11 protein-coding genes and 1 pseudogene are annotated in these 13,191 nt (G+C 68.5%); 8 read left to right on the top strand and 4 right to left on the bottom strand.

The window, feature by feature from the left end; all coding sequences use genetic code 11:
- Positions 1-20: 20 nt before the first annotated feature.
- Together ACFQ9K_RS30835 and ACFQ9K_RS30830 are read left to right on the top strand one after the other, a co-directional pair.
- The gene (locus ACFQ9K_RS30835; RefSeq protein WP_378722832.1) at positions 21-1,013 is read left to right on the top strand and encodes an alpha/beta hydrolase; all 993 of its coding nucleotides are present in this window, start codon (positions 21-23) and stop codon (positions 1,011-1,013) included.
- A 126-nt stretch (positions 1,014-1,139) separates the two neighbouring features.
- The gene (locus ACFQ9K_RS30830; protein WP_378722833.1) at positions 1,140-2,375 is read left to right on the top strand and encodes an Nramp family divalent metal transporter; all 1,236 of its coding nucleotides are present in this window, start codon (positions 1,140-1,142) and stop codon (positions 2,373-2,375) included.
- Positions 2,376-2,384: 9 nt separating this feature from the next.
- On the opposite strand, the gene ACFQ9K_RS30825 is transcribed toward ACFQ9K_RS30830, so the two are convergent.
- Positions 2,385-3,410 carry an SDR family oxidoreductase gene (locus ACFQ9K_RS30825; protein ID WP_378722823.1) on the bottom strand — a complete coding sequence of 342 codons (1,026 nt, stop codon included), beginning with the start codon at positions 3,408-3,410 and terminating at the stop codon, positions 2,385-2,387.
- A 52-nt stretch (positions 3,411-3,462) separates the two neighbouring features.
- Positions 3,463-4,284 (bottom strand): enoyl-CoA hydratase-related protein, encoded by an 822-nt coding sequence (locus ACFQ9K_RS30820; protein ID WP_378722824.1) that lies wholly within the window; start codon positions 4,282-4,284, stop codon positions 3,463-3,465.
- A gap of 130 nt (positions 4,285-4,414) precedes the next feature.
- Here ACFQ9K_RS30820 and ACFQ9K_RS30815 point away from each other — a divergent pair, with 130 nt between their 5' ends.
- Positions 4,415-5,683, top strand: coding sequence for a TetR/AcrR family transcriptional regulator (locus ACFQ9K_RS30815; protein WP_378722825.1), 1,269 nt, complete (start codon positions 4,415-4,417; stop codon positions 5,681-5,683).
- A gap of 40 nt (positions 5,684-5,723) precedes the next feature.
- Here the strand turns inward: ACFQ9K_RS30815 and ACFQ9K_RS30810 are convergent, their stop codons facing one another.
- Positions 5,724-7,250: an aldehyde dehydrogenase family protein gene (locus ACFQ9K_RS30810; RefSeq protein WP_378722834.1), complete on the bottom strand. Its 1,527-nt coding sequence runs from the start codon at positions 7,248-7,250 to the stop codon at positions 5,724-5,726.
- Between the two features lie 366 nt (positions 7,251-7,616).
- Here ACFQ9K_RS30810 and ACFQ9K_RS30805 point away from each other — a divergent pair, with 366 nt between their 5' ends.
- The 3 genes from ACFQ9K_RS30805 to ACFQ9K_RS30795 all read left to right on the top strand — a co-directional run bounded on the left by ACFQ9K_RS30805 (position 7,617) and on the right by ACFQ9K_RS30795 (position 10,367).
- Positions 7,617-8,600 carry an ATP-binding cassette domain-containing protein gene (locus tag ACFQ9K_RS30805; RefSeq protein ID WP_378722826.1) on the top strand — a complete coding sequence of 328 codons (984 nt, stop codon included), beginning with the start codon at positions 7,617-7,619 and terminating at the stop codon, positions 8,598-8,600.
- A gap of 88 nt (positions 8,601-8,688) precedes the next feature.
- Entirely contained in the window at positions 8,689-9,501 is an 813-nt protein-coding gene (locus ACFQ9K_RS30800) for an ABC transporter permease (RefSeq protein WP_378722836.1), read from the top strand.
- Positions 9,498-10,367 (top strand): ABC transporter permease, encoded by an 870-nt coding sequence (locus ACFQ9K_RS30795; protein ID WP_378722828.1) that lies wholly within the window; start codon positions 9,498-9,500, stop codon positions 10,365-10,367. The genes ACFQ9K_RS30800 and ACFQ9K_RS30795 overlap by 4 nt, the downstream gene beginning before the upstream one ends.
- Here the strand turns inward: ACFQ9K_RS30795 and ACFQ9K_RS30790 are convergent.
- Positions 10,337-11,527 (bottom strand): lycopene cyclase family protein, encoded by a 1,191-nt coding sequence (locus ACFQ9K_RS30790; protein ID WP_378722829.1) that lies wholly within the window; start codon positions 11,525-11,527, stop codon positions 10,337-10,339. The two genes, ACFQ9K_RS30795 and ACFQ9K_RS30790, sit on opposite strands and share 31 nt — an antisense overlap.
- 233 nt (positions 11,528-11,760) lie before the next feature.
- Here ACFQ9K_RS30790 and ACFQ9K_RS30785 point away from each other — a divergent pair, with 233 nt between their 5' ends.
- Complete coding sequence (locus ACFQ9K_RS30785) at positions 11,761-12,765, top strand: alpha/beta hydrolase (RefSeq protein ID WP_378983923.1); 1,005 nt, start codon at positions 11,761-11,763, stop codon at positions 12,763-12,765.
- Position 12,766: 1 nt separating this feature from the next.
- Positions 12,767-13,191: pseudogene (locus ACFQ9K_RS30780) on the top strand (triacylglycerol lipase); the annotation flags it as partial.

The raw sequence follows: 13,191 nt of genomic DNA, 5'->3' as shown, positions 1-13,191 counted from the left end.
CTGCGGTCCTCGCGGGAGTGATGACCGGCCTCGGCGTGGCCCCCGCCTCGGCCGCTGACCCGATCATCGACGGCAAGAGTCTGCTGGCCAACCCGACCTCGCCCGACGGCTCGAAGATCACCAAGGCCGAGTACAAGGACGCGCGCAACATCCGGTTGTACGTGTACTCGGCGGCGATGGACCAGAAGGTCATCATCGACGTGCAGCGCCCGGCCGACGCGTCGGTCCCGCGCCCGACCCTGTACCTGTTGAACGGTGCGGGCGGCGGCCAGGACGATGCCTCCTGGCAGGCGAAGACCGATGCGCTGGCGTTCCTTTCGGACAAGAACGTCAACGTGATCCAGCCGATCGGCGGCAAGTGGAGCTACTACACCGACTGGATCAAGGACGACCCGACGCTCGGCCGCAACAAGTGGAAGACCTTCTTCACCGAGGAGCTGCCGCCGCTGGTCGACGGGGCGCTGGGCACCAACGGCGTGAACGCGATCGCGGGCCTGTCCACCTCGGGCACCACCGTGCTCGCGCTGCCGATCGCCAAGCCCGGCCTGTACAAGGCGGCCGCGGCCTACAGCGGCTGCGCCCAGACCAGTGACCCGGTCGGCTCGGAGTTCGTCAAGCTCACCGTCGAGACCTGGGGTGGCGGCAACACCGAGAACATGTGGGGCCCGCCGGGAGCGCCGGATTGGGCGGCCAACGATCCCTATGTGCACGCCGAGGGCCTGCGCGGCCTCGACCTCTACATCTCCACCGGCAACGGCCTGCCCGGCCAGTACGACACGCTCGACGGCAAGTACGCGCTGCCCGGCGCCTACGGCCTGGCCAACCAGATCATCATCGGCGGCGTGATCGAGGCGGGCACCAACTTCTGCACCAACAACCTCAAGGGCAAGCTGGACTCGCTGGGCATCCCGGCGACCTACAACTTCCGCAACAGCGGCACCCACTCGTGGGGCTACTGGCGCGACGAGTTCCAGCTGTCCTGGCCGGTGCTGGCCCGCGGCCTGGGTATCTGACCGACCCGCTAAATACCGACCGACCGCCTGGTTATACCTTCGGGTATGACCAGGCGGTTGCTTTTTACGGGTAGGGCTAACGGAAAAGTTCGGGAACCCGTAAAATTCTGTTCTGTGAGTACGACGATGGCGGAGTCCGCAAAAGCAGCGTCCCAGCGGGCCCGGGCGGCCGGCCTCTTGCTCGGCCCCGCGTTCGTCGCGGCGATCGCGTACGTCGACCCCGGCAACGTGGCGTCGAATATCAGCGCGGGCGCGAAGTTCGGGTACTTGCTCGTCTGGGTCATCGTGATGGCCAACGTGATGGCCGGGCTCGTCCAATTCCTTTCGGCCAAGCTGGGATTGGTGACCGGCATGTCGCTGCCGGAGGCGGTGCGCGAACGATCGGGGCGGGGCACCCGGCTCGCCTACTGGGGGCAGGCCGAGACCGTCGCGATGGCCACCGACCTGGCCGAGGTGGTCGGCGGGGCGATCGCGCTCAACCTGCTGTTCCAGCTGCCGCTCCTGGTCGGCGGCGTGATCACCGGCGTGGTCTCGATGGGTCTGCTGCTGGTGCAGGACCGGCGCGGGCAGCAGCCGTTCGAGCGGGTGATCACCGGTTTGCTGGCGATCATCGCGATCGGCTTCCTGGCCGGCATCTTCATCTCACCGCCGTCGGTCGGCGGCACCCTCGGCGGCCTGCTGCCCAGGTTCCAGGGTTCGGAGAGCGTGCTGCTCGCCGCGGCCATGATCGGTGCGACGGTGATGCCGCACGCGGTGTACCTGCACTCCGGCCTGGCCAGGGATCGGCACGGCCACCCGCCGGTCGGGCCGCAGCGGGTCCGGCTGCTCAAGATCACCAAAGTCGATGTGGTGCTGGCGATGCTGCTGGCAGGCACGGTCAACCTGGCGATGCTGCTGATGGCGGCGAACACGTTGCGCGACCGCGAGATCGAGACCCTGCAGGACGCGCACACCGCCGTCGGCGACGTGCTGGGTCCGGTCGCGGCGCTGCTGCTCGCCATCGGCCTGCTCGCCTCGGGCCTGGCCTCGACCTCGGTCGGCGCCTACGCGGGCGCGATGATCATGCAGGGCCTGCTGCGCCGCCGCATCCCGTTGCTCCTGCGCCGCCTGGTCACCCTCATCCCCGCCCTGGTCATCCTCGGCGTAGGCATCGACCCCACCCGCGCCCTGATCATCTCGCAGGTGGTCCTGTCCTTCGGCATTCCGTTCGCCCTGATCCCCCTGGTCCGCTTCACCAGCGACCGGGCCCTGATGGGCGCCGACGTCAACCACCGCGTCACGACCATCCTGGCCTGGCTGATCGCCGCGATAATCTCGGCATTGAACGTAGCTCTCATCTACCTGACCGTCACCGGCGCCTGAAGCAGGGCGTCACACCCAGTTTTCGATCCAGTATTTCCAGATGAGCGGGGCGTAGCCGGCCAGCGGCGGGACCTTGATGTCGGTGCCGGAGAGGGCGGCGGCGGTGTGGCGGCAGTCGAACCAGCAGCTGAATTCGCTGTGCTCCAAGATGTCTCGGGGGACGCCGACGCGGGGGAGCAGCCAGCTGGCGCCGGGCACCTGGCGGGCCAGGTCGAGGGCGCGCTTGGGCATCACCTCGACCAGGTGGGGCGCGCCCGCCTCGTCGGCGAACAGGTTCAGCGCGTCGGCGACGCTCTGCCTGCGGGGATCCACCAGGTGGTAGGTCGTCGCGTTCGAGCCGGGTTGGTGCGCAATGTGATCCAGCGCGCGGGCGACGAAATCGACCGGGACCATGTTGGTTTCGCCGAGTTTGGGCACGAGCACCGGCAGGATGCGCGGGAGTTGCGCGCCCATGCGCAACAGGCGGAAAAAGTAGTAGGGGCCATCGATTCGGTCGATCTCGCCGGTCCGGGAATGGCCGATGACGATCGACGGCCGATAGATCCGCCACGGCATGGCGGCGGCGCGAACGACCCGCTCGGCCTCGAACTTGGCTCGCTGCGCCGGTGTGGTCAGCGTCTGGCCCTCGTCGAACATGTCCTCGGTGAACAGGCCCTCCGCCGAGCCGGCCACGTCGACCGTCGAGACGTGATGCAGCAGACCGGCTTTCATGCTTTCGGCGACGTCCACCAGATGCCGGGTGCCGTCGCCGCGCTCGGCGAGGTCATAGCTGGACGCCAGGTGGAAGACGTGGTCGATCGTGCCGCGGTGCTCGGCCAGCCAGGCCGGATCGATGCCTAGACCGGGCGCGCCGAGATCGCCGGGCACCGGCCGCACCCGATCGTCGCCGCCCCACTCGCGCGCACAGTAGGTGAACCGGTCGGCGGACGCGGCGCCCGGCCGTACCAGCACATGAATATCGCCCTCGCGTTTCAGCAGCTCGGGGATCAGGAACCGACCGATGAACCCAGTTGCCCCGGTAACCAGGTAGCCCATAGCCGAGGAGCTTAGCCGTCCCGCTTCGCCCAGTCCGCAGGCCAGAGCCGTGTCAGTCCCCGAAGACCGGTTTGCGCTTGGTGAGCATGGCGGTGGCGCCCTCGAGGAAGTCGGGAGAGGTCAAAAGTTCGGTCTGGCCGGACTTTTCGGCCGCCAGGGCGGGGGCGAGAGCGGTCAGGGTCGCTTGGTTGAGGGCTTGCTTGGTCAGTTCGAGGGCGCGCCGGGGGCCGGTGGCGAGCTTCGCGACGGCGGCCTCGACCTTCTGGTCGAGTTCGCCCTCGGGGACCACGGCGGTGAACAGGCCCGCCTGTTTGGCGGCGGGGGCGGGGAGGCGCTCGCCGAGCAGGGCCATCTCGGCGGCGAGCGGCCGGCCTGCCGCGGCGGCGATCATCGCGGCCGCGCCGCCGTCGGGCATCAGGCCGATGTTGATGAACGCGAGCAGGAGGTAGGCGTCGTCGCTGGCGTAGACCAGGTCGGCGGCCAGGGCGAGGGCGACGCCGACGCCGGCCGCGGCACCCTTGACCCGCGCGATCACCGGGATGGGGGCGTCGACGATGGCCTGCACCAAGCGGTTGGCGGCGTCCATGGTCATGTCGGGGGTGATGCCGCGCTGGGCCTCGCGCACGGTGGCGGAGAGGTCGGCGCCGGTGCAGAAGTCGTCGCCCGCGCCGGTCAGCACGATGGCCCGGACCGACTTGTCCGCGGCCGCGTGCACGAAGGTGTCGCCGAGGGCGACCATGGTGTCGTAGTCGACGGCGTTCTTGCGCTTCGGGTTGGTGATGGTCACCCGCAGCACCTTGCCGTCGGGCACCGCCGAAAAGCCGGCCGCAGGCGTGGATGACACGTCTACGGCCGCGGAATCGGTATTGCTCATGTTTGCTCCTACGCTGCAACTCAGCGGCTACCCTGCCATGAATACTGGTTAACTTTGCGAATTGTGGTTAACTTAGGTTCCATTGTCGGGCGCTGTCAACCAGCGGCGCCGCCGGAGAACGGAGAGGTGCATGGTCGCGGATCGCAGCGAGGTCGGCCTCGCTTCCGCGCGGCCGGACGAGCCGGCCTCGCGCAGCGATCCCGCCGGGGGCGGCGGTCGGGTGCCGGCTGGGCAGGTGCGCCGGCGGCCGAAGGATCGCAAGGTGCAGATCATCCGGGCGGCCGCCCGCGCGTTCAGCGATCGCGGGTACTACCCGGTCGGCGTCGACGAGATCGCCGCCGAGGTGGGGATCTCCGGGCCCGCGCTGTACCGGCACTTCACCAATAAGTACGCGTTGCTCGTCGCGGCCGCCGAAGAGGGTGCCCGGCATCTGCTGAACGTCGCGCGCGCCGCGGACGACCCGCAGCTGACGCCCGAGCGGCGGCTGGACGCGCTGATCCGGGCGATCAGCGAACACACCATCGAGATCCGCCGCGAGGCCGGGCTGTACCGCTGGGAGCGGCGCTACCTGGAACGCGAGGATCGAATCCGGATCCGCGAGATCTACGACGACCTGAACGGCACCCTCGCCGAACCGATCGCGCTGCTGCGCCCGGCCGCGCCGCCCGCGGATGTGGCGATGCTGGCCGCCGCCGTGCTCAGCGCGATCGCCAGTATTTCCGCCCATCGCAGCGCGCTGTCCGGGGCCAAGCTGCTGCCGCTGCTGCACGACATGTCCTGGGCGATCCTGCGCGCCGAGCTGCCGCCCGCGCCGCCGGAACCGGATCCGGGGCCGGTCACCCGCGGCCTGCCGGTGTCGTCGAAACGCGAACAGCTGCTCACCGAGGCGATCCGGATCTTCGGCAGGCAGGGTTATCACGAGGCGAGCATCGAGGAGATCGGCGCGGCCGTCGGGATCAACGCCTCCAGCGTGTACCGCTACTTCGCCAGCAAGTCCGACCTGCTTGCCGCCGCGTTCTACCGGACCGGCGACCGGGTCGCGCTGGCGATCACCGAGGCGCTGGCCGAGGCGACCAGTCGCGAGGACGCGGTGCGCCGGATCGCCGAACGCCAGGCCCGGCTCACCTTCGCGATGCCGGAGATCATGCCGGTCTACTACGCCGAATTCAGCAACCTGCCGCCGGCCGAGCAGCACCGGCTGCGCGCCATCCAACGGCAGAACGTGCTCGAGTGGGCCAATCTGCTGGACGGCGATCCGATCGAGGCGCGGTTTCGGGTGCACGCGGCCATCGGTCAGGTGATCGACGTCGGCCGCCTCCTCCGATTCGACTCCCGCCCAGCACAATTGGCCCGGGTCACCGCGCTCATGCAGGCCGTCCTGCTCGGCAACCGGGCATAGCCGCACACCATCCGCGGAAGGTCAACGGGTGTGCGGCAATTCAGGTTCGTCGCCCGTGCCGGATGCGGAAGATGGTCTTGGCCAAGCGTAAATGGCGTGGGTGTCGATCGAAGGTGGACAGGTTGACCGGGGCTTTGTAGCGCTTGCGGGCGATGGCCAGGGTGTGGCTGAATTCGCGCAGTCCCTGATCTCCGTGGCTGTGGCCCTGCCCGTATTCGCCGACCCCGCCGAACGGTAGCGCGGGAATGCCCGCGTAGGCGGTCGAGGAATTGATGGTCACCACACCCACGCGCAGGTGCTCGGCGAAGGTCTCGATCTCGTGCACGTCCCTGGTGAACACCGAGACCGCCACGTCGGTGCCGACCGCGTTGATGCGTTGCGCGGCGTCGTCCATGCTGGTCACTTTGTTCACGACGAGCACGGGCCCGATGCCCTCGCCGGTGATCGCCAGGCTCTCCTCCGGCACCTCGGCCAGCACCACGGGTTCGATGTACGGCTCGCGAATCGAATCCAGTCCGCCGACCACCGCGCGCCCGCCGCGGGCCAGTGCGTCGCGAATCTGCTTGCGCACCACCTCGACCTGCGATTCCAGGATCATCGGCCCGTAGGACGCGCGCTTGTCCGCGCCGGGGCGCAGCTTGGCGGCCTGCGCGGCCACCAGTTCCAGGAACGGTTCGTAGACCGACTCGGCCACGTAGGCCCGCTGGATCCCGGTCGCGTTCTGCCCGGCATTGGCCATCGCGCCGAACACCGCGGCCTCGGCGGCGTCGTCGAGCTTCGCGTCGACGTGCACCACCATGCTGCCCTTGCCGCTGCGCTCGACCACCACCGGCGTCATCGACTGGGTACACAGCGCGATCACCTCGCGCGCGCCGGAATCCGAACCGGCATAGGCGATCTTGTCCACCTTGGCCCGGCACAGCGCGGAGCCGGTCGCGTGATCGCCGGTAACCACCTGCAGCACCGGCTGATTCGGCGCCAGCCGGGACCAGCTGTCGGCCAGCCAGACGCCGACACCGGTGGTGAGCTCGTGCGGCTTGAACACCACCGTGTTGCCCGCGGCCATCGCGTAGGCGATCGAGCCCATCGGGGTGAACACCGGGTTGTTCCACGGGCCGAGCACGCCGATCACGCCGAGCGGCAGGTAGCCGACCGAGGCCTGCTGGTTGCGGGTGAGCCAGGTGGAGCCGAGCTTCTGCCTGCCGAGCGCGCGGGCGGCGTTACGGGCGGCCCAATCGAGGTTCTCGACCGCGAGCATCACCTCGATTGCCGCGTCCGCCTCCGGTTTTCCGGTTTCCTCGGACAGTATCTCGACCAATTCGCCTGCGCGGCGGGCAATGTCGCGTTTCCAGTCGAGCAGCCAGCGCTTGCGTCCGCTGAAACCCAGTTCGGCCCACCATTTTTCGGCCGCGTGGGCGGCCCGTACGGTGCGATTGATTTCGCCCGCGCCCATCACGGCGTAGTTGCCGACGGTCTCGCCGGTGCGCGGGTCGTAGGACGTCAGCACGTTCGATCGGCCCGATCCTCCGGGCTGCGCCGCCACGTGTGGCTGCGCGGACTCGGCCATGATCACCTCTCGCAGTATCGAAATCGGCGTGCGGGCCACTTGCGAGGCGGCCGCCGCGGACGAGTGAGTGTTCCCCCAATGAGCAGACTATGGTCGCCGCGACGGGCCGACAAGGCTCGCTCGCCGCCACCGCGCTGCCCTTGACAGGGTTCACCAGCGACGATCCGGGCCGCGCCGGACGGATATCGGTGAATGTGAGTAAGGACACATTTAGTCCGCGCTCCGGTTGGGTACCGCGCGGGCGCCCCGGTACGAACCCCGCATGCCGGTAACATCACGCCAAGCGCTACGGATCTCTTATGGGGACGTATACGCGCGCGCTCCGGCGGCCCCTGAGTCGTCGCAAATGCCGATAGTGGAGAGTTGATGCCGAGCTTGAACCAAGCAGATCTGCATGCCAGTGAGCCAGCGGTCCGGGTGACGGACGTGCGGAAGTCGTTCGGCGATGTGCATGCACTGCAGGGGGTCAGCTTCGTCGCCGACCGCGCCTCCGTCCTCGGCATCCTCGGACCGAACGGCGCGGGCAAGACGACGATGGTGAAGATCCTCTCGACGTTGCTGCGCCCGGACTCCGGCACCGCCGTCGTCGCCGGGCACGACGTGCTCCAGGACGCGGCGGGGGTGCGCCGGTCGATCATGATGACCGGCCAGTACGCCGCGCTGGACGAGAACCTGTCCGGCCGGGAAAACCTGGAACTCTTCGGTCGGCTGATGGGCCTGGCCAAGTCCGCGGCGCGCAAGCGGGCCGACACCCTGCTCGAGGAATTCGATCTGGTGAGCGCGGGCCGTCGCGCGGTGCGGCACTACTCCGGCGGCATGCGCCGCCGGGTGGACATCGCGTGCGGCCTGGTGGTGCGGCCGGAGGTGGTGTTCCTCGACGAGCCGACCACCGGCCTGGATCCGCGCAGCCGCCAGGGCGTCTGGGACCTGGTGAACGCGCTGAAGGCGCAGGGCATCACGGTCCTGCTGACCACGCAGTACCTCGAGGAGGCCGACGTGCTCAGCGACAACATCATCGTCATCGACAAGGGCACGGTGATCGCCGAGGGCACCGCCGACGAGCTCAAGGAGAAGACCGGCGGCAGCTACTGCGAGGTGGTCCCGCTGGATCCGACGCAGCTGCGCCCGACCGCCGCCGCGCTCGGCGACCTGGTGCCCGCCGCGGTGCTGGCCGCCCTCAACGGCGGCGACCGGCTCTCGATCCCGGCTCCGGAGGGTGCGGCCACGCTGACCGAGGCGCTGCGCCGACTCGATACCGCGGGCATCCAACTGGCCGACATCGCGTTGCGCCGGCCATCGCTCGACGACGTCTTCCTGTCCATCACCGGACATTCGGGTGGTACGCAGTGAGCGAGCGCAGCGAGCGAACCATCGACACCGCACCGCGATTGGTCGCGACGGAGCCGAGCGTCAGCGAGGTGCAGTCGTGACCACCGCTATGGCTCCGGATCGCGCCGCCGACGCCGCCGCGTTGTTCGCGGACCTACCCGAGGCCCGGCCGTCCTCGTTCGCGCAGTGGCGCGCACTGTCCGGCCGCATCGTCTGGACCATGGCCACCAAGGGCGAGTTGATCGTCGCGGTGGTGACGCCGCTGGTCTTCACCCTCGGGTTCTATCTGCCGCTGCGCTTCGTGATGAAGTTCCAGGGCATCGATTACGCCCAGTACGTCATGCCGATCATCGTGTTGCAGACGATGGCGTTCACCATGATGTCGAATGCGCAGCTGGCCGCGTTCGAGGCGTTGACCGGGTTGAGTACGCGAATGCAGACCATGCCGATCGGCATGCTGGTTCCGTTGTCCGCGCGGATCGCGGCGGGGTTGGTTCGCTCGGTCACCTCGCTGACCGCGGCCGTGCTCTTCGGTTATGTGATCGGCTTCCGGTTCGTCGCGGGCTTCGGCCAGGCGGCGTTGTTCTGCTTGTTCTCGCTGGCGATCGGTACCACGCTCGCGCTCGGCGCCGACGCGCTCGGCTCTTTGACCAAGAGCCCCGAATCGCTGAGCCAGGCGCTGACCCTGCCCACGCTGATCTTCGGCATGCTCTCCTGCGGGTTCGTCCCGGAGAAGAACTTCCCGACCTGGATTCAGGGATTCGTGCGCAATCAGCCGGTCTCCCAGTTCTCCTTCGCCCTGCGGGACATGGCCGCGGGCGGTGTGAGCTGGCAAGTGTTGTGGGTGCCGCTGGCCTGGGTGATCGGGCTCGTGCTCGTGTTCATCCCGCTGGCGGTCTGGGCGAGCGTGAGGCGATCATGAGTTCTGTGCAGGCCCCCATGGCGCCGATCGAGGAGACCGACAAGCTCTCGGGGAATTCGCCGTTGCCCGAGGTGACCGCGAAACCCGAGAACTCGCTGAGCAATTGGGTCTCCCACAGCCTGATCCAGTGCAAGCGATTGCTGCTGGTGTGGGCACGCGATCCCGCGACGACGATTCAAACGCTGGTCTACCCGGCATTGACCCTGCTGATGTTCAAGATCGTGCTCGGCAAGGCGATCACCGGCTATACCGGCCAGCCGAGCATCTACGCGCAGATGGCGCTGCTCACCCTGGTCGCCGCGATGTCCGGTGCCGTGGTCAGCGCGCTCGGCTTCAAGGGCGAGAAGATGACCGGCCTGCTCGGCCGGTTCTGGACCATGCCGATCCACCGCGCGGCTGGGTTGACCGGTCGCCTGCTGGCCGAGGCCGTTCGCGTGCTGGTCACCACCCTGTTCGTCATCGGGGTCGGCCTGCTACTCGGCTTCCGGTTCAACCAGGGTCCGCTCGCCGGCCTCGCGCTGATCGGCATCCCGGTGCTGTTCGGCGTCGCCTTCGCCGTGCTCGTCACCGCGCTGGCCACCATCACCGAGGGCGTGATGCTGGTGAACATCATCGGCATCATCAACACCCTGCTGATGTTCTTCAACACCGGTTTCGCCCCGGCCTTCGCCTACCCGACCTGGTTGCAGTCGACGATCAAGAACCAGCCCATGAGCTGCGCGATCGACGCGATGCGCGGGCTGTCCTACGGCGGCTCGGTGGCGGAACCGTTGATGAAGACGGTGCTGTGGACGATCGGCGTGATCGTGGTGTTCGTCTACCCCGCCGTGCGCGGCTATCGCCGGGCGGCGGAGACCGGCGCCTGATCGAAGTCGTAGTCCAGCCAGCGGTTGCGGTTGGTCCAGCCGACCAGGTCGTAGCGCCAGCGGAACGGCCAGGTGTGCGCGACGGTGTTGAACAGGACCGCGCCGAGGGCGGTGTAGTCGTCGTGGGCGGACAGCAGGGCGCGCTGTCCGCGCGGCGAGGCGGTGAAGAACGCGTCGAACATCGCCATCGACTGTTCGGTGGTGAGGCGGCCGAGGCCCCATAGGCCGCGCATCCGCATCCAGTAGACCAATCTGGCTCGTGGCGGCCATAGCTCGGCGATCGGGTCGAGGCCCCGCTGGAGCGCGTCGATCGCGGTGTCGACCAGTGCGAGCGAGTCGGCCACGCTGTAGCCGGTGCAGGGATGCATCATGCCGCCGCGCGAGCCGAACGGAACCGCTTGTGCGGTGCCCTTTCTCGGCGGCGGTTGATCCAGGGGATAGTGCGCGGCCTCGGTCGGCTCCTCGCCGGTGAGCCGGATGCCGTGCGCGGCAAGCCGATTCAGCGTGCGCCTGCGCAGCTCGTGCTGTGGCATGCCGCCCCGCAGGCCGAGACTGGTCTCCTCGAAGATCACCGTGCCGTCGCCGAGCGGCACCGAGTAGAGGAACGACGGCGGCTCGCCGGGGCCCGCGCCGTTCTCCGGCCGCCAATCCAGCAGCAGCCCCTCGCCGTCCTCGACCATCGGCGCGGCCGTCTCGGCGGCGACGAAGATGCCGTGCGCGCTGGCGGCCCGGCGCCGGCCGAGGGTGGGCAGGCCGCGGGTGTCGAACACCGTGGCCGCGTTGATCGTCGTGCCGTCGGCCAGTTCGACGACGTGTGCGTCGACCCTGGTCGCCCGCCCGGTGCGCACGGTGGCGTCGTCGAGCGGGAGCGCCTCGCGCAAGCCGGTTTTGGACAGCACGCAGTAGGGGCGATCGATGCGGTGCTCGGACTTGGCCCAGACGGTCGGCCGCGGAATCGTGCTGGCGATGACGGTCGACGGCAGCCAGTCCGGCAGCTCGTCCACCCAGCAGGAGTAGGTGGGCGGCCAGAGCCGGTCCGGTCGCGGATCGACGGCGGTGACGCTGAGCCCGGCCCGCATCGCGCGATGCGCCAGCGCCCGGCCGGTCGGACCGAGCCCGACCACGCATACGTCGACATCCCGGACCGCGCTGACACCCATGCAGGCATTCAATCCGCTGCGGCCGGGGCGACGCAACTATCCGGGCGCGACGAGCCCCAGAAAATGGGGTCCCGAACCGGCCGGAAAAAGTGAAAGCAAGCACTTCGAGAATTGCACGAAATCGTGCCCCCAGAGTTGGTGGCCCTGCAACTTCAGTGATGAAAAAGGGTTGTTTCGCCCCGTAGTCTCGGTGCCGTACGCGGGTGGTTTCCGCGTTTCGGAGAAGGGGAAACATGAGTGGCGACAACCGCGGCTGGCTCAGTGTGCTCGCGGTCACAGTTGGTGCAGCGGTTATAGCGATAATGCCTACACCGGCGCACGCGGCGCCGGCCGAGTCGACAATTATCGCGGTGCACGAGCACGACGCGCGAAAGCTGACGTTGACCATTCATTCCGCGGCGATGGATCGCGATATCCAGGTGGAGACCCAGCGCGCGGCCGACACCGGCGCGCCCCGCCCGGTCCTCTATCTGCTCCAGGGCGCCGGCGGCGGCGAGGACGGCGTCACCTGGGAAACCGAAACCGATGCCATGCAGTTCCTTTCGACCAAGAACGTGCACGTCGTCTCGCCGATCGGCGGCATGTTCAGCTACTACGCGGACTGGGTGAACGACGACCCGCGCCTCGGGCGGCAGAAGTGGAAGACCTTCCTGACCCGCGAACTGCCGCCGCTCATCGACAAGTACTTCGCGACCAGCGGACGTAACGGGATCGCCGGCTTCTCGATGGCGGGCACCACCACCCTCGCGCTCGCCGCGACCACCGGCGACCTCTATTCCAGCGTCGCCGCGTACAGCGGGTGCGCGCAGATCAGCGACCCGGTCGGCCAGGAGTTCGTCCGGCTGACCGTGGAGACCTGGGGCTGGGCGCACCTGGAGAACATGTACGGCCCGGCGAACGACCCGCGCTGGGCGGCCAACGATCCGTACGTGCAGGCCGAGGGGCTGCGCGGTAAGTCGATCTACATTTCCAGCGGCGGCGGGCTGCCCGGAAAGTACGACGAATTGAACGGCAAGTATTCGCTGCCCGGCGTCGACGGTTATGCGGCGCAACTCATCAAGGGCGGCGTCATCGAGGCGGGCACGAATTACTGCTCGCGCAATATGCAAACCCGCCTGAATACCTTGGGCATTCCGGCAACCTATGACATTCACCCGGACGGCACCCATTCGTGGGGTTATTGGGAAGACGCGTTGAAGAACTCGTGGCCTGCGCTGTCTGCACCGTTGGGAATTTAAAATGTGGATTCGGAAACAGGCCGGGCGAATCGCCGGCCTGGTACTCGCTGCCGCGAGCGCGGCCGTATTGCAGGCGCCGGTCGCGGTCGCCGTGCCGCCCATTCCCGCATTCGCGGGCGCCAACGATTGGTCCTGCCGTCCGTCGGCGGAACGGCCGCAGCCGGTCGTGCTCGTGCACGGGTCCGGCACCGACGCGCCCAACAGTTTCGCCCTGCTCGCGCCGTTGCTGCGCGGCGAAGGCCACTGCGTCTTCGCCGCGGACCTCGGGCCGACGCCCGGCGTGCGCGACGTGGTGAGCGGCCAGGCGGGTTCGGCCTCGATGGGGATCGGACCGGTCGGCGCCGCGATGCTCGGTCGCACCATCTACGGCGTCGCCGACATCGATCGCATGGCCGCCGAGTTGACCGAGGTCGTGCAGGCGGTGCG

The organism is Nocardia sp. NPDC056564, from assembly GCF_042793755.1.
In the GTDB taxonomy this organism is placed as follows: Bacteria; Actinomycetota; Actinomycetes; order Mycobacteriales; family Mycobacteriaceae; genus Nocardia.
This window is presented reverse-complemented; position numbering and strand designations above follow the sequence as displayed.

Coding starts and splice junctions, on each gene's coding strand:
- ACFQ9K_RS30815 (WP_378722825.1), top strand. CDS start 4,415: ATGGTCGCGGATCGCAGCGAGGTCGGCCTCGCTTCCGCGCGGCCGGAC.
- ACFQ9K_RS30785 (WP_378983923.1), top strand. CDS start 11,761: ATGAGTGGCGACAACCGCGGCTGGCTCAGTGTGCTCGCGGTCACAGTT.
- ACFQ9K_RS30810 (WP_378722834.1), bottom strand. CDS start 7,250: ATGGCCGAGTCCGCGCAGCCACACGTGGCGGCGCAGCCCGGAGGATCG.
- ACFQ9K_RS30795 (WP_378722828.1), top strand. CDS start 9,498: ATGAGTTCTGTGCAGGCCCCCATGGCGCCGATCGAGGAGACCGACAAG.
- ACFQ9K_RS30825 (WP_378722823.1), bottom strand. CDS start 3,410: ATGGGCTACCTGGTTACCGGGGCAACTGGGTTCATCGGTCGGTTCCTG.
- ACFQ9K_RS30835 (WP_378722832.1), top strand. CDS start 21: ATGACCGGCCTCGGCGTGGCCCCCGCCTCGGCCGCTGACCCGATCATC.
- ACFQ9K_RS30790 (WP_378722829.1), bottom strand. CDS start 11,527: ATGGGTGTCAGCGCGGTCCGGGATGTCGACGTATGCGTGGTCGGGCTC.
- ACFQ9K_RS30830 (WP_378722833.1), top strand. CDS start 1,140: ATGGCGGAGTCCGCAAAAGCAGCGTCCCAGCGGGCCCGGGCGGCCGGC.
- ACFQ9K_RS30805 (WP_378722826.1), top strand. CDS start 7,617: ATGCCGAGCTTGAACCAAGCAGATCTGCATGCCAGTGAGCCAGCGGTC.
- ACFQ9K_RS30820 (WP_378722824.1), bottom strand. CDS start 4,284: ATGAGCAATACCGATTCCGCGGCCGTAGACGTGTCATCCACGCCTGCG.
- ACFQ9K_RS30800 (WP_378722836.1), top strand. CDS start 8,689: ATGGCTCCGGATCGCGCCGCCGACGCCGCCGCGTTGTTCGCGGACCTA.